The organism is Bacteroides sp. OM08-11, assembly GCF_003438665.1.
GTDB lineage: Bacteria > Bacteroidota > Bacteroidia > Bacteroidales > Bacteroidaceae > Bacteroides > Bacteroides cutis.
Genome location: NZ_QSTJ01000001.1, coordinates 718,984 through 736,685, shown reverse-complemented (window position 1 = coordinate 736,685; position 17,702 = coordinate 718,984). Strand labels below are relative to the sequence as shown.

Sequence of the window (17,702 nt, the reverse complement as noted above, 5' to 3'; positions counted from 1 at the left end):
GGAAATGCCGGAAGGCAAATTCCTAAATACGTTTTTATTAACTAACCTCACATCTTACAACGAAGAAGCTCCGGACGGACAGGAAATCCCTGTTGACCGGAGCTTTTCTTTATTGTGATAAAAGGGAATCCAAAAAGATACCGCGGGAAATCATCATTTATCACAATATATTCTGTTTCTTCATTTCTTCTGCTACCAACTCCAGTTCCGCATACCAATCTTCACCGAACTTACGTATCAACGGTTCTTTCAAAAACTTAAAAACGGGCAGGTCTTCTTTTTTACCCAACAATACAGCCGCTTTGCAAACATCCCACCGATTGTAGTTCACAGCCTTATAAGAACCATAATCTCCTACCCTGATAGGATATAAATGACAGGAAACGGGTTTATAGAAATCCGTCTTTCCCGCTCTATACGCCTTTTCTATGGCACAATAACAACAACCTTTATCATCATAGCAAGTAAACACACAGTCTTTACCATTTACAATGGAGGTAACCAGGTCTCCTTCCTGATCAGTATAAACTACCCCTTGCTTCTCTATTATAGCACGTGCTTCGGGAGCAAGTTCTTCCCAAATCACCGGTAATATCTCTTCCAACTTTTCTACTTCTTCCAACTCAACGGGCGCTCCGGCATCACCTTCTATGCAACAGGCACCTTTACATGCATCTAAATTGCAAAGAAACTTTTCACGCAGCACATCGAAAGAGACTACAACATCGCCTATTTGTATCATAAGTCCAGATATTTCCAAAATTGACTGCAAAAGTACAATAACCTATCATTACCCACAAACAAAACAGATATAACCTTCTTTCTTTTCTCGAATTTTTACTTATCTCCGGCAAAAAACAAACTACTAATATCATGAAAGCAATCCATCCATCACTATCAACATCTCTTTTTGCAATTATGCTGTATGTATCCTCATGCCCCATGAAACTTCCTTGCCTGACACTCTGTCCCAAAAGAACAAGAAGGAACGCAAAAGAACAATCCCCACAGGAACAAAAGTAAAAGTACTGGCTATAAGCTTTGATCGTAAATTCGACTTGTCTCACGAAGAATGGTTCACAGCCAGTGTGCCGTGCGTCATCGAATTAGCAGACAGTACCCGCCTTTTGTGCCCTCTCCCGGAAATTATCATCAGTAGACGTTTAGCATTGAAGGACAACAAAAAGGACAGTGTAACGATTGAGAAAATAGGGGTTAAAGGAAAAGAAAAAAAGTTAGTACTATATGGCAGGACTTCACAAAACGAACTTAAGGAATATTCCTACAAAGAACTGGATATGAAAATCTTACCTAAGTTGCCAATGACCGAAACCTTCGCAGGAAGATATCTTTCGTTGAACTATCTTAAGAAAGAACTTACAGGAAAGAGTTTTCAGGAAGTAGAACAAATTTTGAAGCCAGCACAGAGCGTAATCAAAACAGGCAATGACCGGATTGCCTGCTATCAGCATATAGGTACGACCAGCTCTCATGAGAGTTCATTTTATCGCCATATCCAAATGGAAGCCATTCATGATTACTGCCGGGAACGACTATTACATCTTCCCACGCTTCAGCTTCTTCAATCTATATCAATTGGGGGGTAGGCAGGTAAGAGAAATCGTAAGCGGCATTCTTCTCATACTATTCTTCGGCTTCCTCGCATTCCTGCCGTCATGGATCAATCGGTGGGTATTCTTCTACATAAAGCCGTTACCTAACTTTATTGTCAGCTGGATCGGCAAACTCATGGTTATATTTACATTTTACGTCATGACCATCGGGCTCTGTTACGATGAAGACTGGATTATCGTTATCCTCCAAACAGCCTTTTTCGCCGGATTCATGATAGGAGGTTTCATTTTTGTAACCAGCGGGGTGGAAAGTAGCCGTTGCCCTCGATGTCATAGTGTCCGTTCATTAATAGACCGCGGCAATAGCCACCAAAACAGTACCATCTTTCAGTCGGACACTCAGACACGCGATAAGTATAGCCATTCCGAACAATCGGGAAACACAAGAACCGACTATTATAATCGTGAAAAATACAAAACACGTAGCCACGTTACCAACTGGAAAGAGAACTACACCTGTAAGAAGTGTGGCTATGAATTTTATTATAAAAAATCAAGAAGGAATACTTACGAAGTAGATGCATCCAGATAGCCGGGATACAAAAAGAGGGTGCACTTCAACGAGATACACCCTCCTATTTCATAACTCTGATAATATTATTTTATCAAGTCTTTTCCTGTCATCTCCGTCGGTTGCTTCATTCCCAAAATATGAAGAATAGATGGAGCAACATCAGCCAATACACCGTTTTCTACTTTAGCATCCTTATTGGCTGTTACGTAAACAAACGGTACGGGATTCAAGGAGTGAGCGGTGTTCGGAGTACCGTCTTCGTTCAACGCATGGTCGGCGTTACCGTGGTCGGCAATGATGATAACTTCGTAATCATTAGCTTTAGCAGCTTCTACGGTATCTTTCACACATTCGTCGATAGCCTTTACAGCTTTCTCGATAGCTTCGTAAATACCGGTATGACCTACCATATCACCGTTCGCATAGTTTACAACGATGAAATCGAATTTCTTGGTATTGATAGCCTCAACCAGTTTGTCTTTCACTTCGTAAGCGCTCATTTCCGGTTTCAAGTCATAAGTAGCAACTTTCGGGGAAGGAACGAGGATACGTTCTTCGGCTTCATACGGAGTTTCACGACCACCATTGAAGAAGAATGTCACGTGAGCGTATTTCTCTGTTTCGGCAATGTGAAGCTGAGTCTTACCATTGGCCGCCAAATACTCACCAAGTGTATTCTGAACATTTTCCTTATCGAAAAGGATGTGAACACCCTTGAACGATGCATCATAGGGAGTCATACAGTAGTACTGTAATCCCGGAATGGTATGCATACCCTGTTCCGGCATATCTTGTTGAGTCAAGACAATGGTCAGCTCCTTAGCGCGGTCGTTACGGTAGTTGAAGAAGATCACAACATCGCCTTCCTTGATTGTTCCGTCCACATTGGCATTGACAATCGGTTTGATGAATTCATCAGTCACACCTTCATCATACGATTCCTGCATGGCTTGAACCATATCGGAAGCGACCTTTCCTTCACCGTTTACCAGCAAGTCGTATGCTACTTTTACACGTTCCCAACGTTTATCACGATCCATTGCATAGAAACGGCCTACGATAGAAGCAATCTTACCGGCTGACTTTTCGCAATGCGCAGTAAGTTGCTCAATGAAACCTTTACCACTCTTCGGGTCAGTATCACGGCCATCCATAAAGCAATGGATGAAAGTATTTTCGATGCCATATTCTTTCGATATATCACAGAGTTTGAACAGATGGTCAAAAGAGCTGTGTACACCACCATTGGAAGTCAATCCCATGAAGTGGATATTTTTACCATTTTCTTTGGCATAAGAGAAAGCAGAAACGATTTCCGAATTCTTCATAATGCTGTTGTCGGTACAAGCTCGGTTGATTTTCACCAAATCCTGATAAACAATACGTCCGGCACCGATATTGAGATGACCTACTTCCGAGTTGCCCATCTGTCCGTCGGGCAAACCTACATTCTCACCACTAGCCTGCAACTGTGAGTGCGGATAAGTAGCTAAAAGAGAATCCCAATAGGGAGTAGGTGTGTTGAAAATCACATCATCTTTACCTTGATCGCCTACACCCCAGCCATCAAGAATCATTAAAAGGGCTTTCTTACTCATACTATTTTTGTTTAAATTATCATTCTGTTTTCCGGTTGCAAAGGTACAAAAAAAGATGATTACTTAAACGTTTATAGAGCCTGTTAAAAAAATGGTTGGAACAAAAAATAAGGAATCATAAAAAGAACATTCGCATGAATAGAGCAAATTTCAATACTTATTCATAAATTTACTCAAAATTCAAAAATACCATTTTGCTTTATGAAACATCTGAAAAACATCATTTTGGTTTGTGCCCTTTTTGTGGCAGGCAGCCTATCCGCCCAGCAACCGGAATATAAACTGGTATGGCAAGAGAACTTTCGAGGGAAACAGATCAACGAGGACTATTGGAGCAAAATTCCCCGGGGTAACTCCGATTGGAACAGGAAAATGTCTTCTCACCCCAGTTTGTATAAGGTTAAAAAAGGGAAAATGATTCTTTACGGAAGGGAAAACAAAGGTATTATTCCCGAAGATCCTTCCTCATATATCACAGGTGGTATATATACCAAAGACAAAAAAACAATCACATACGGGAAAGTAGCAGTCAAAGCACGCCTCCAAGGAGCCAAAGGCGCATGGCCGGCTATCTGGATGTTACCCAACCAAGGCAAATGGCCCGATGGAGGGGAAATAGATATCATGGAACGATTGAATCACGATTCCATTGCCTATCAAACGGTGCACTCTTACTATACCTATGTACTGAAGGAAATAACGAATCCCAAACAAGGGGCGACAGGACCGATCGATCCGGATAAATTCAATGTATATGCCGTAGAAATACTCCCCGACAGCCTGATATTCTCCATCAATGACCGGCAAACATTCACATACCCACGCATAGAAACCAACAAAAAAGGACAGTATCCGTTCGGAACCCCCTTCTACCTTTTGATAGATATGCAAATCGAAGGGACATGGGTCGGGAAAGCCGATCCCAAAGAATATCCGGTAAAAATGGAAATAGATTGGGTCAAAATGTATGAATTAAACTGATATCTAATCTATGTAAAGATATAAGAGACATTGTTCTCTCCTTGTAGAAACACAATAAAAACATATAAAACCTATAATATTATGAGAATCATAACACTGTGCATCTTGTTTATGCTATCCGGCATGCTTGCCGCACAAACCATCGACAATCCAACATTCAAAGCCCGCTCTGGCAGTATCCGTAACATCAGCCGCATTGAACGTACCCCCGAAAGCACACGCGTATATATACATGTCATCTTTCGCCCCCACTGGTGGATTATGGTGCAAGAGAGCTCTTACCTGGAAGATGCCGATACCGGGGAAAAGTATAAATTCAAAGGTACGGAAGGCATTGAAACTAATAAAAAAGTTTATATGCCCGAATCGGGGGAAATGGATTATGTTATCCTATACGAACCATTACCCAAAGAAACCCGGACAATCCATCTTCTGGATCCGGACGGAATAGAAAGCAATACGTATGACATTTCACTCGTACCACAAAAAGTAGGAAAAGTAAATCCCCTGGAAAGCATCAAAGGCAATTGGTTCAGTACAGAACAACCCAATAAATGGGAATTTGGCATTTACGACTCCATATCCATCATGCAGAACCGGATATATAGAAACGAAAACATCCGTAAAAAGGGGAAACGTATTGAACTGACCATGAAAGATAAACAGGACGGAACTATAGTCTCTCTCCTGTTTACTCCCCAGAAAAACGGAGACTGTAAAATATCAGTCAATCATGCTGCCAAAGCTGTATATACACAAAAAAGGAGTTTAACCTCTCTCGTTACGGCAGATAAGGGTTATCAAGACTTTTTCCATACAGACAGTGCACTTCTGCAAGGTTATATCAACAACTACGACCCCCGTTTGGGATTTGAGACAGGCATGATTTATCTATCCGATGAAATGACACGCAATGACTACCCTACCGTTATACAAATTAACCCTGACGGTAGTTTCCATTGTAAATTCTTCATAAAACACCCTGTCTGCCAATTCGCAACAATCGGTAACAGTTGGATTCCATTCTACATTGAACCGGGAGAAACTCTCACCATGTGCATTCACTGGGAAGACATACTTGCACAAAGACGTGCACGTGACTCTAATTTCCCCCTTAAAAACACAGCTTACATGGGAAAATGCGCTTCATTATCCTATTTGGCCAATAATCTCAAAAAGCTGATTACATACAACTATAATGATTTATCAAAGTCTCAAAAGACATTGACCCCTAACCAGTTTAAAGAACATTTCCGGCCTTTTACTATTCAATGGAAACAAATCGGTGATTCATTGGAGCATATCTATGGAGTTTCAGAAAAAGCCACAAGTCTTATCCGAAATACCATATCACAAGAAATTGGAGAAACAATGCTCAATTTCCTTATGAGCAGACCTTATTACGCCCGACAAGACTCTACAAACAAAGTTTTGAAAGTACAGGAAGATAATTCCTACTATGACTTCTTAAAAGAAATACCGGCCAATGACAAAACAATGCTCGTCGGTCCCAATGTGAATATATTCATTAACAGATTTGAATATATGAACCCGTTAACAAAAGCCTACCAGCTGATAAGAATGCAGAATATAAACAACATTAGTACACAAACTGAAATTGACAAGTACACGGCAGACCTGAATAAAAGCATGAGACTTTGTAAAGACTCTATTATTAATGTGTTGTGCGATAAAGCCAATCCCTTGCTCTGGCAGATATCCAAAGTGCGCAAACTTAAATACGAACTGCAGAGTATAAAGACAGACAAAGTGGCCCGCGAGTACGTTGAAGGTCTTAAGAAAGAAATGACTGAACCGGTTTTAATAACAGCAGCCGAAGAATTACTAAGGGAGTCACATCCCGAAGAAGGGAAAATGTCCTATCAGTTACCAGAGGGCAAAGCTACCGATATTTTCCGTAATATCATCCGGAATCATCCGGGTAAAGTGTTGTTTGTGGACTTCTGGGCTACCACCTGTGCACCATGTCGTGGAGGCATAGAAGCAACGGCAGAGTTACGAAAAAAATACAAAAATCACCCGGAATTTCAATTTATCTATATCAGTGGAGAAAAAGAGTCTCCTAAAACTGCTTACGATCAGTATGTAGAAAAGCATTTAAAGGGAGAGGCTTGCTACTATGTCACGGGAACTGAATTTAATTACTTACGGCAATTGTTCCAATTCAATGGTATCCCTCATTATGAATTAGTGGAAAAAGACGGAAGTATTTCCAAAGAGAATTTAGATTCTTATAATATAAAACAATATCTAGAGAAACGATTCAATAACACGAAATAAAAAAAGTGAAACTCTGTTTATATACAATTTAGCGGCATCATTCAAAGAAATCCTAAAAAAAGCGCCGTAAAAGCACGTATACTAATCTGATTTGCGTACTTTTACGGCGCTTTTAATAAAATTATAGAAAAACATGGACGATTCAAACCCACGAACGTACAATAGTGTTACTAATTAAAGCGGACGGAGACGTTGATCGCAATGCCTCTGTTCGGATCTAAAGAAAGGAGGCAATAACGATGAGAAAGTATCTCTATAGTGAAAACGGCTTTGTAGAAAAAGCCGAATGGAAACCAAACTGCTGGGTAAATGTAGAATGCCCGGATGACAATGATTTCCAATTTCTTACCCAAGAACTGAAAGTTCCCGAATCATTTCTGGAAGACATAGCCGATACGGATGAGCGCCCGCGTACGGAGAAAGAAGGTAACTGGCTGTTGACTATCTTACGTATACCGATGCAAAGTAATCAACATGGTATCCCGTTTATTACCGTGCCTATCGGCATTATTACAAATGAAGGAACGATTGTTTCCGTTTGCTATCATCACACCGAACTGATACCGGATTTTATCCAACATACCCAACGAAAAGCGATTATTGTAAGGAATAAACTGGATTTAATCTTGCGGTTAATCTACTCTTCCGCCGTCTGGTATCTGAAATATCTGAAACAAATAAACAACGATGTAGCTACCGCAGAAAAAGAACTGGAAAAAAGTATCCGTAACGAAGACCTCCTGCAACTGATGAAGTTACAAAAGACGCTGGTCTACTTCAATACTTCTATCCGTGGTAATGAAGTAATGATAGGCCGACTGAAGAATATATTCCAAGATACGAATTTTCTGGATCTGGAATTACTGGAGGATGTAGTTATTGAACTGAAACAGGCCTATAATACAGTGAATATTTATAGTGATATCCTTACAGGTACAATGGATGCTTTTGCCTCCATTATCTCCAACAATGTAAATGCCATCATGAAACGTATGACCAGCCTTTCCATCACACTGATGATTCCCACGTTGATAGCCAGTTTCTATGGGATGAACGTCAATATCCATCTGGAAAACTTTCCACATGCCTTCATGCTTATCATCCTACTGTCGGCGGTACTGTCAGCCCTGACATTTATATGGTTCAGAAAAATAAAATGGTTTTGATTGAATGAATTTATTATTAGATATCAGGTGTAAGTTCCTGATATCTAATAATCACTTAATATTTCAGCACTTTAGCCGCCACTGTTTTAAACTGAGGCATCGTCATTCCGATGGAAGCTCCTATATACGTAGGATCGCAAACAATGTATTTCTGTCCTCCTACCATGACATAATCGCCACCTACATTCCCTTTGAAACGAACTGCAGTGGCTATGTGGTCAGGATAGTCTAAAAGTACAACATCAAGCCCCAACAGTTTTCTTACCAAGTAAGAGTATAGCATGGCACGATCTTCACAATCAGAATACGGATAATAGAAAAGTTCCTCTACAAAAAAAGGCTTCTCATAGCCAAATTGCTGTTCATCTCTCTGATACTGAAAGGCAGTCTGGACAAAGTTTATCAAAATATTGGCGGCATCAGCTTCATTCTTCCCTTGTACCAAAGGAGCCAAAGAGGAGAGGATTGTCTTTTCCATGCCTTTATTGACGGCCGCATTGAAGTAAACTTTATAATCACATTGAGGATAATTCTTGTAAAAATCCATCAAAGGTTTGGGTACATCCACCGTCACTTTTGCAACACTTCCTTTCGCTTGATGAGTAGAGGTTGAAACAGCACCCGGAAAGTTGGGAGCAGATTGCAGAAGCATACCGACCCTATTCTTCGCTTTGGGAGAGTCTTTCTGACACATATAGAATTGACATTGTTCATTAACCCCATTCAGATTATAATAGTTTTGTCCGTTCAACGTGATATAAGGACGTGCATAAATCATACAATCCGTAGCAACAAACAACATCATTTTATTACCGGTTGCTTTTCTTGCCATACGAGCTTTGTAACCCATCTCGTTCAGCATGAACTGCTGCATCACAATACTTTCGTTCTCCGTACTACAATAAGTATCGGATATTTGTTTGATAAGGGTAAAGACTCCCCAATCATTCAATTGCAGATCTTTCTTTATCTGCGCACAATCTTCTAATAAAGATTTATAATCGGCACTGCATAAAGCCTCATAAGCATCTGCTATCGCATTTTCGTTTAATGTACCCAATTTACATTTACCTGCTAAAGCATTACTTAAATAAAAAGATTGTCCGGCATAGATTATCTTGTTACGATTACTTCCACCTTCATACAACGGTGTAGTCTTGACAGGAGTAGCCACCGGTTTCTCAGGTTTTACCACCGGTACTACAACCGGTACAACCTCAACGGCAGGTTTTTCTTCAACTACTTCTATAACAGGTTTCTTTTTGGGTTTAACAACCGGCTTGTCCACTACCTTTTCTTCGACCACAATTACCGTCGGTTCCTTTTTCTTCTTAACAATTACTTCAGGTTTATCAAAGGTGATCTTATCAACCTCCTCAACCTGTATCACAGGTTTCTGCTTACCGGCTTCAGTCGTCATATCAAGTATTTCTTCTATACTCAAGCAAACCGGCTTATCATGTTTAGGCGCAGTCTTCTTATCATAAATCACGGGTTTCTCGGGTTCTGGTTTTACCCTTTTTATCACAGGCTTTTCCGACTCAAACTCTTTCCAAGGTTCGCGCATGAAGTTGATGAAGTCTTTATTGGCATCATCTATAAATTTGTCGAAGTCTTTCATCTCTTCCTTCATAAAGTTGGAAAAGTCATCTTTATTTTCCTGAGCCATCCCCATAAAAGAGAAAAAAAGCCCTACAACAAAACATACTGTCTTCTTCATGATCGCATATATTTTAATAATAAAAAAGAGGTTGATACCTGTAACCTTAGCCACAAGACACAACCTCTATCCATATATTCAGATTACTCCATAAGTTCTACCGGTTCGCCTATAAATTCTTCTACCTGCTGAGACAACTCGCCCAATGCGGCCTTCTTTCTGGCTTCACGGGCAGCATCTTCACGAGCTTTCTTGGCTTTAGCCTCATCAATAGACATGTAAACATTGAATTCTTTGTTTCCGTCTCCAGTTTCTTTCACCAAAACGAGATGTTGTTTGACAAGACCGGCAATTTTCGTATTTACACCTGATTCATAAGCAGCACCAAACTTATCGATTTCTTCTTCCGAAGTATCAGATGCAGAAGATGACATCAACGATTTCATTTTGCCAATAACTTGTGCCTTCGCTCTGGAAGCATAGCTGGTGATACCGTTCATTATAGCATTTTCCCTACCAATCTTCACATTCTTTCCGATAGCGATACCTACCAGTTCAATACGGTTCTCAGGATCTTCTTCCAAATAAGTACGATACTTTGTGAAAGCATATTCCAAAGTAGAAGAACTAGCCAAAGGCTTCCAACCTTCCTTATTCAGTTCTTTCACTCTTTTTTTGACATCTTTTTTTAATGCCTTAGACTGTGCACCGGCAGTTGCCACTCCACCGAACAAAACGGCAAAGATAAGCATGAAATACATAAAACTCTTTTTCATAATCATTTCAATTTAACAATTAATATTATACCTTTTTTATTCCCAGTTAGTTACATAAGGTAAAGAAAGCCTTGCGCGTTCTACTGCTCCCGTCACCGGATTGACAAAAGTAATAGAACCCTGCACAAACGAGAATGCGGAAGCTTTCTTTTCCTTAGCAGTGAACTCTCCTTCGGCTAACGCCTTAATCTGTACAATTCCTTTTGTCTTGTATACACCGTCTATATCGTCAAAGATGATAGGAGTGGAAATCTCCGGCACATGAAGTTCCAATGCTTTCAGTCCGAAGGGTGTACCTCCACGATTATTTAGCGTCAAACGGATATTGATATTAAACAATTTTCTATTTACAGCAACTACAGAATCAGCCATCAATATAATCTTTCCTTCGGGAACCACGGAAAAAGAACCACTACCTACCCCACCACCCGCTTCACTCAAGAAAGCTTGATGTTGGTAACGTTTTCCGTTGATGATAAAGGTAATATCCAATAAATTCTCTTCTTCGGGCAGGCAGTCTTGGGCATTATAAGAAATAATGAACATACCGTCTTGAGGACGGGTACTGATTTGACTCGCACAGTTGGATTTCACTTTCGGGGTAGAAGATACCTTTACCGGATTACCTTCCAGCAATACCTGGCATTGGTACTTACCGCCTTCAATGAAAGTACCCGTCACTGAAATAGACTTATATAAATCATTGTACTGTCCTATCAATCCTTTCACCTGACTCAAACGTACTTCATCAAAGAAATACTCAGAGAGTGTGTTCAGTTCGGCAATGGCCTGCTTAATCTCATCCACCGATTCTATCTCGTGCAACTTTTGCTCTAAAGTTTCGTATTTCGCGACTTTCTCCGCATCCAACGTTTCAAACTCAGCAATCAACTTCCGCTGTTCAGCACTTGAAAACGGATATTTCACATTATAATTATAATGTTCCTTCTTGGTAGCCTTGTCCTGTACCTTTTCCCAATAAATTTCTTCCACATTAGAAAGGGAAATGCCTTTCAAAAAAGGCAGATTAGCAGATTTCATTTTAGAAACCTGTATAAAGGCATCCGATGACTCAATATTCCCGTTCGTGTTCACTTCGGACATCACATTCTTTTTAGAGACAGACACATTGTTTGCCACTGCCTGGATAATCCGTTCCGTTATTTCATTCAGCGCTTTTGATTGTCCGTCTGCCAGCGAATTGGCAGTAACAGAAACTATCAGATAATCGTCCACAGCCGTGTTCAACCATCCCGGAACTTTTTTGGCACTCTTTTCTATGACTTTAGTCTGAGCGTTTGCACCTACTGTCAGCAATAAAGCGCAAACTATCCACATCAATCGTTTCATACTCATACTTTTTATTGCCATTGAATAGGCAAGTTACGGATATATACGTTTGTATCTGCAATTCTCAACTCCATATAAGAGAAACTGGAGAATTTGTCGAACACTTTAGTTACATAAAACTCACGGCGAAGCGCTATACGTGGTGGCATCTTCATCCATTGACCATTCTGTATCTCGAAGTTTTTACACTCTAATCCACCATCGGTCACAGCTGAGATCATCTTCAAAAACTCTTCTCCATTACGATTGGTGTCCAAATTGGTGATTTCCGCCAAAACAGTGACACGTTGCTGTGAAGGGTTTCCGATGCACTTCAATATCTTAAATTGCAAACGAGTTGTGGAATACGTAATCTCACAGTTTATTTCCGGGGTTTCTTGAACTACCGGTTTCTCTATGACCTTTTCTACAATCACCGGCTTCTCAACCACTTTTTCCACAACAACCGGCTTTTCCACGATCTTTTCCACTTCTACGATTTTCTCTACTTCAACCGGTTTTTCCACTACTTTCTCCACCACTTTCTGTATAATCACCGTATCGGGACCGGCGGGCATGTAGTCCGAAAGTTCTTTGAGTAATACAGAAGCCTGTTCATAACAAGGAATAGCATCAGACACGGCAGAAAGGTAACTTGCCGCTTCCTGATATTTCTTTTGGTCATACAAGCTCTGTGCACGTTGAAGGATAGTAGCGCAATTGGCAGCATAATAGTCCTCTATCTTTTGACGGGCAATGCGGATGAAACGGGTAAACACTGGATCGGTGGTACGGATATTGGTAATCATCGCCTTGTAAGGGTCCGCTTTCTCAGTGACCTGGCCAGATATATTTAGCACCATACTATGATACAAACTACCGTCCACTTTATTCTTGGCAACCAGTGTCAATTCACCTTTCACAAGAGTCACATTGTTCATCAGTCCCGATGTGGCCTGCTTATCTACCACCACGATTTCCGGTTCAATGATAAAAACATTATATTCATTGGATGCACCCGCACTATTACGAGTGATAATCTGTTTCAGTTTATTCTGAAGCATGTCTCTAGACGCTTCCGTCAATTCGCCCCCGTCCGGCAAAGGCAAGACAGAGAAATTAATGGTCTGTGCCCAAAGCTGAACCGTACAAAAGCCGGCAATCAATAAAAACAGAAATTTCTTCATATATCTCGTTATTAAAAATCAAATGTCCGGTTATGCGCTGTTACTTCAACACATATACCGGACATCAAACTCTTGTATTATTCTTCCTTCGCGTTTTGAATTAAAAGCTGTATATATTGTCCTGAAGCAGCCTTCTCACTGGCCGTATAACCTTTGCCTTTCAATAAACCGGAGATGAACCGTCTCAACTTACCGGTTTCAGATTTGATGGATCGTGGTCTGCCTGTATCAGGATCATATACAGGGACACGCATATAGACATTCAAGCCATTACCCCCCCCACGTACTTCACCATTACCTTTGAAAGCGTTGGCCAATACCCATTCGTCCAGTTCTTCACTCAACATCATGTCATTGGTACCTACTACATCATTTTCCATATCGAAATCGCAATTGCTGTCTACATTGACCGTGATGTTCACCTCACGTCCATTGTTCACCATATCGCGGAATGCCTGCTTCAACTGATTAAAGAAATTCTCTGAAATTCCTTCCAAAGCATATTCAGTCAATTCTTTCTTGGATGCACGAAAACGATCGCTCACAATACTCGCATTCGCCAAAGAAAATCCGGTCTCCCTCTCCTTAGCTTCTAATAACAGCGTAACACTGGACGCTCCTGATGAAAAATCCTCTTTCGAGATTTTCACCGTCACATAAATATCAGCTCTCGCTCCATCTACATAAGATTGCAGTCCGGTATTCTTCGCGTTCAGAGTCGATGCCGCATAAGCACGGTTCTGAACCCGTTGAAACTCCGTCATGAAATCAATGGTTTTGAAGTTACGCAAGTTAAACTGCTCTTTAATCTTGGACAGAGCCAACGGCACAGCCTCATCGTTAAGCACCGCATCTTTGATTTTGTCGTTCTCATCAGGACCCGGATCTACAAACGGAACCACTATCACGTTGGGTTGCCTTGCCTGCCCGGCACCTTGTGCCCAAACATAAACAGGCAATAATATACCTAACAAAAGAAATAGCTTCTTCATCATATTCAATCTATATTAGTGCATTAAAATCCAAAAGAGTCAAAGTTCATATTCCCTATTTTATTCTTCAGGACATAATAGTTCACTGTGATGTCAAAAGGTTTTTTCTTCACCTTTTCACCTTTCACTTTGTCTAATTTGCCCATTGGTTTCACAGAACTGATACAGTCCTTATATTCCTTATTTTCAAAGAAAGCAAGTAACTTACCTTCACTCTTCGCCTCCGCTTCTGTTTCACTCATGGAAATTACAGCGGGGAAATCCTTAGAAAAACCAGAATACAACAAAGCTCTTATCACGCGTATCTCAGCGTCTTCTTGAGCCAAAGCATCGTTTTTGCCATATCCTAGTGTACGAAGTACTACTACAGCATCACTACCACGCCCTTTCACTTCCATCAGATTCACCGAACCTCCATAATTCACCGGTTTCACTTTCTGAGCGTAAGATACCGTCGTAAAAAATAAAGAACAAAATAAAGAGAATACTAATACTTTTTTCATATCACATATACATTAATAAGATTTCAAGAGTAACAACCTACACTGCAGGAAACTGTTGGCATCCAATGTCGGTATCAGTTCAATAATACGGTCTTTACCTTCGGAATAAGATACGGCAGAAGTTGAAGCACGCAAATCCTGCACTTTAACAATACCCACTACTTCACTATGGCGTTCACTACCATTATATTTCACCAATGAAACCTGGAACTGATCTCCCTTTCTGATACGAAGATTAGCACCGCAAGTAACGATATATTCATCATTCTCATATCCCAGAAGACCATATACAGGAATATTATTCAAAAAGAAATCAGTCAGAGGTTCCGTCAAGGTAGCCAATGCTTCCTGACAAGCAGCGTCACGACTGGGACGAATAGCGGTCTTCTTGATATCACTCATAAACTCACGTGAGATAAGCGCTACGCCTTGAGGATCGCGCGCATCATTAATACTCACCTTTAAGCGTAATACACAGGAATAACCTGCTCCCCCAGCCTTACGAGTGAATTGACAACTGTTGATGTCACAAGACAACGCATAGTCGTTTTGTTTGGCGGATACATATTCTATCTTCTCTGCTTTAGACATCTTCATGAACAACTGTGCTTCCGCATCGCGTGAAAGGGCATCCAGCGTTGTAGCGTCCGATATCTCAAAACGTCCACTCGCTTTCGCCACTTCGTCCAGTTTCGCACGGACATTATTCTCATAGATTTCTATCATCTGGGCAGGCTTATCATTTCCTTTGGCCGACTGCTCCTTAGCAATATTTACCAAAGTACCGTCTGTCACTTTTATGTCTACCAGACGCAAAGTCATAGCATTTTTACCTTTACTTTGAGCAACAACATCCAGCGCCAGAACAACAAGTGCGAGTAATATAAATATCTTCTTCATGATAATCTTCATATCTATTCCGATTAATTATTCCTTGGTTTCCTGACCCTCGTTGGCTTTTTTATACTTCAACTTCTCAGTATTCTCCTTGATGTTACGTTGGATAAGAGGAATTACGCTGACAGACATTTTGATGGCTTTTGTAGCCTGCTTCACCTTCTTGCCGATAGAAAGCGCTTTCAGTGGGTCGGAAGTCAGAGACAATAAAGCAGAAGCACTCTCAGCTGTAAGTGAAACGCCACGGGCGGCGGCTTCTGTCAGGTTCAATCCGGCAATAGTATAAACTTTCAAAGCATCATTCTTGGCAATAGGTTCACCTGTTTTGGCATTCTTGGCATTCCAAATGGTATCAGTAACTCCCATTTCCTCATCCAAATAAGGTTCGGGTACCATTTCAATGAAACCCGTATTTTCTTCGACCGTAGCCAACAAAGCAAACAATTCATTGGTATGTACAAAAAAAGTATCTACTTCAGCGATACCTACATTGGCTTCAATAGGTTCCCATTCTTTCAGAAACTCAGTATACTCCACGCGCAAATCGGCTATTTTAGCATCTTTTTTGGCAGCTTTTTTCAGTTTAGCTTCTTTTTTGGCGTTTTCCTTGGCTTGTTTGGCAGCTTCTTTTTCTTGTTTAGCTTTTTCTTTCGCAGTCAGTTCTTGTGCACAAACCGTAGTAGTACTTAAAAGAAATGCACCCAACATCATAAATAATAACTTTTTCATAATAGTGTAAATTGTTAATGTGAAGCAGGATTTTTATCCCATTCCGCTTGTTTGTAATTATTAAAAATAAATTCTCGTTCTATTTTCTATTAACTTCTTTTCGTATGATATCGCATCACATTAACTGGTCTGATATGAGTGTTTTTCTTTGTTGACAAAGATAAGTGTGTTTTAACATTGATTATATACACCTTTTTTGTTATATTTGTCCAATAAACAGATAGTACTACCCAAAAACATACGACATGGGAAGCAATTTAAAGAAAGTTGTAGGCCAACAGCTTCAACTGTTACGTTTAGAAAAGAATTTAACTCAAGAACAGATGGGTGAAAAACTAAATCTATCCACCAGCGCTTATTGTAAAATAGAATATGGGGAAACAGATTTAACATTGACTCGTCTGAGCAAAATAGCGGAAATATTGGGTATTCCGGAAGTGGAACTATTCCATAAAATAAAAGGAAAGAAAAACATCGACAAAACAACACAATTATCAAATGATGATAACCTCCGTGAACTTGTCAAAGCCAACAGCCGCTTGATAGATATATTATACAAGAAAGTTGAAGAGCTGGAAAACAAACTCTAAATGGATCAACCCGAAAATCCGGTTGATATTTCAATTCATTTTGATGTGAGAACGGGCACAGTGATATTCCGACAATTTATCGTCATTTATCAACAATATATCAATAATGTATAACTTGCTGGACATCAGCTTTGACGTAACTCATCCTTTGTTTTACAAATAACAAATCAATGCAGATTAAAAATCCAATGAAAGTTGCCTGTGGCTTAGTAAGTTGAATGTCATACGGTGATAAGGAGTAGTGCCCCGTTCAGCAATAGCCATACGATGTTTCTTGGTAGGATAACCTTTATTCTTATTCCAATCATAATAAGGAAATTCCTCGTGTAAGCGGTTCATATAATCGTCACGATAGGTTTTGGCAAGAATGGAAGCGGCAGCAATAGAAAGATATTTGCCATCTCCTTTTATAATGGTGGTATGTGGCAAATCTTGATATTTCTTGAAGCGATTACCGTCGATCAACAAATGTTGCGGACGGAATTGAAGGCTGTCCACGGCACGGTGCATAGCTAGAAAAGAGGCATTCAAGATATTTATCTTATCTATTTCTTCCGGAGAAACAATACCTACAGCCCATGCAAGAGCTTCCTTCTCAACAATTTCACGCAAGGCATAACGTTGCTTTTCGGTCAATTGTTTGGAGTCGTTCAGCAGTTCGTTCTTGAAATCTTTGGGCAAAATAACAGCAGCAGCATAAACAGCACCTGCTAAACAACCACGTCCCGCTTCATCACATCCGGCTTCAATCAGATTTTCATTTAAGTAAGGCAGCAACATACAGTTCACTCATTTGTTGTGTACAAAGATAAGCTTTTTATTCGTATCTTTGCACTCAAAAACAA

General features: G+C 40.3%; 17 protein-coding genes. 6 read left to right on the top strand and 11 right to left on the bottom strand.

Annotation, left to right across the window (positions count from 1 at the left end):
• Positions 1-160: 160 nt before the first annotated feature.
• Positions 161-742 (bottom strand): DUF3109 family protein, encoded by a 582-nt coding sequence (locus DXC10_RS02810; protein WP_101542211.1) that lies wholly within the window; start codon positions 740-742, stop codon positions 161-163.
• Between the two features lie 193 nt (positions 743-935).
• On the opposite strand from DXC10_RS02810, the gene DXC10_RS02805 reads away from it, so the two are divergent.
• Both DXC10_RS02805 and DXC10_RS16215 read left to right on the top strand, forming a co-directional pair.
• Positions 936-1,607: a hypothetical protein gene (locus DXC10_RS02805; protein WP_101542210.1), complete on the top strand. Its 672-nt coding sequence runs from the start codon at positions 936-938 to the stop codon at positions 1,605-1,607.
• On the top strand, positions 1,492-2,166 hold the full coding sequence (locus DXC10_RS16215) for a hypothetical protein (protein WP_158557809.1): 675 nt from the start codon (positions 1,492-1,494) through the stop codon (positions 2,164-2,166). The genes DXC10_RS02805 and DXC10_RS16215 overlap by 116 nt, the downstream gene beginning before the upstream one ends.
• Positions 2,167-2,231: 65 nt before the next feature.
• Here the strand turns inward: DXC10_RS16215 and gpmI are convergent, their stop codons facing one another.
• Positions 2,232-3,746 (bottom strand): 2,3-bisphosphoglycerate-independent phosphoglycerate mutase, encoded by a 1,515-nt coding sequence (gene gpmI / locus DXC10_RS02795; RefSeq protein WP_101542208.1) that lies wholly within the window; start codon positions 3,744-3,746, stop codon positions 2,232-2,234.
• Positions 3,747-3,947: 201 nt separating this feature from the next.
• On the opposite strand from gpmI, the gene DXC10_RS02790 reads away from it, so the two are divergent.
• The 3 genes from DXC10_RS02790 to DXC10_RS02780 all read left to right on the top strand — a co-directional run bounded on the left by DXC10_RS02790 (position 3,948) and on the right by DXC10_RS02780 (position 8,194).
• Positions 3,948-4,727: a glycoside hydrolase family 16 protein gene (locus DXC10_RS02790; RefSeq protein ID WP_101542207.1), complete on the top strand. Its 780-nt coding sequence runs from the start codon at positions 3,948-3,950 to the stop codon at positions 4,725-4,727.
• Between the two features lie 81 nt (positions 4,728-4,808).
• Positions 4,809-7,028, top strand: a complete 2,220-nt coding sequence (locus DXC10_RS02785; RefSeq protein WP_101542206.1) for a thioredoxin-like domain-containing protein — start codon at positions 4,809-4,811, stop codon at positions 7,026-7,028.
• A 239-nt stretch (positions 7,029-7,267) separates the two neighbouring features.
• Complete coding sequence (locus DXC10_RS02780) at positions 7,268-8,194, top strand: magnesium transporter CorA family protein (protein WP_101542205.1); 927 nt, start codon at positions 7,268-7,270, stop codon at positions 8,192-8,194.
• A gap of 55 nt (positions 8,195-8,249) precedes the next feature.
• Here the strand turns inward: DXC10_RS02780 and DXC10_RS02775 are convergent, their stop codons facing one another.
• The 8 genes from DXC10_RS02775 to DXC10_RS02740 all read right to left on the bottom strand — a co-directional run bounded on the left by DXC10_RS02775 (position 8,250) and on the right by DXC10_RS02740 (position 16,267).
• Positions 8,250-9,914 carry a hypothetical protein gene (locus DXC10_RS02775; RefSeq protein ID WP_101542204.1) on the bottom strand — a complete coding sequence of 555 codons (1,665 nt, stop codon included), beginning with the start codon at positions 9,912-9,914 and terminating at the stop codon, positions 8,250-8,252.
• A gap of 83 nt (positions 9,915-9,997) precedes the next feature.
• A complete protein-coding gene (locus DXC10_RS02770; RefSeq protein WP_101542442.1) occupies positions 9,998-10,630 on the bottom strand; it encodes a hypothetical protein in 633 nt (210 codons plus the stop codon).
• Positions 10,631-10,666: 36 nt separating this feature from the next.
• Positions 10,667-11,986 (bottom strand): plethodontid receptivity factor PRF, encoded by a 1,320-nt coding sequence (locus DXC10_RS02765; RefSeq protein WP_233519853.1) that lies wholly within the window; start codon positions 11,984-11,986, stop codon positions 10,667-10,669.
• A 5-nt stretch (positions 11,987-11,991) separates the two neighbouring features.
• Complete coding sequence (locus tag DXC10_RS02760) at positions 11,992-13,146, bottom strand: hypothetical protein (RefSeq protein WP_101542203.1); 1,155 nt, start codon at positions 13,144-13,146, stop codon at positions 11,992-11,994.
• Positions 13,147-13,223: 77 nt separating this feature from the next.
• Positions 13,224-14,141, bottom strand: a complete 918-nt coding sequence (locus DXC10_RS02755) for a DUF6175 family protein (RefSeq protein ID WP_233519852.1) — start codon at positions 14,139-14,141, stop codon at positions 13,224-13,226.
• A gap of 20 nt (positions 14,142-14,161) precedes the next feature.
• On the bottom strand, positions 14,162-14,641 hold the full coding sequence (locus DXC10_RS02750; RefSeq protein WP_101542202.1) for a hypothetical protein: 480 nt from the start codon (positions 14,639-14,641) through the stop codon (positions 14,162-14,164).
• Between the two features lie 12 nt (positions 14,642-14,653).
• Positions 14,654-15,541: a hypothetical protein gene (locus DXC10_RS02745; protein ID WP_101542439.1), complete on the bottom strand. Its 888-nt coding sequence runs from the start codon at positions 15,539-15,541 to the stop codon at positions 14,654-14,656.
• Between the two features lie 27 nt (positions 15,542-15,568).
• Positions 15,569-16,267, bottom strand: coding sequence for a hypothetical protein (locus tag DXC10_RS02740; RefSeq protein WP_101542201.1), 699 nt, complete (start codon positions 16,265-16,267; stop codon positions 15,569-15,571).
• A gap of 245 nt (positions 16,268-16,512) precedes the next feature.
• Here DXC10_RS02740 and DXC10_RS02735 point away from each other — a divergent pair, with 245 nt between their 5' ends.
• On the top strand, positions 16,513-16,857 hold the full coding sequence (locus DXC10_RS02735) for a helix-turn-helix domain-containing protein (RefSeq protein ID WP_101542200.1): 345 nt from the start codon (positions 16,513-16,515) through the stop codon (positions 16,855-16,857).
• Between the two features lie 177 nt (positions 16,858-17,034).
• Here DXC10_RS02735 and DXC10_RS02730 read toward each other — a convergent pair whose 3' ends face one another.
• Positions 17,035-17,637 (bottom strand): ribonuclease HII, encoded by a 603-nt coding sequence (locus tag DXC10_RS02730; RefSeq protein WP_101542199.1) that lies wholly within the window; start codon positions 17,635-17,637, stop codon positions 17,035-17,037.
• Positions 17,638-17,702 lie beyond the last annotated feature (65 nt).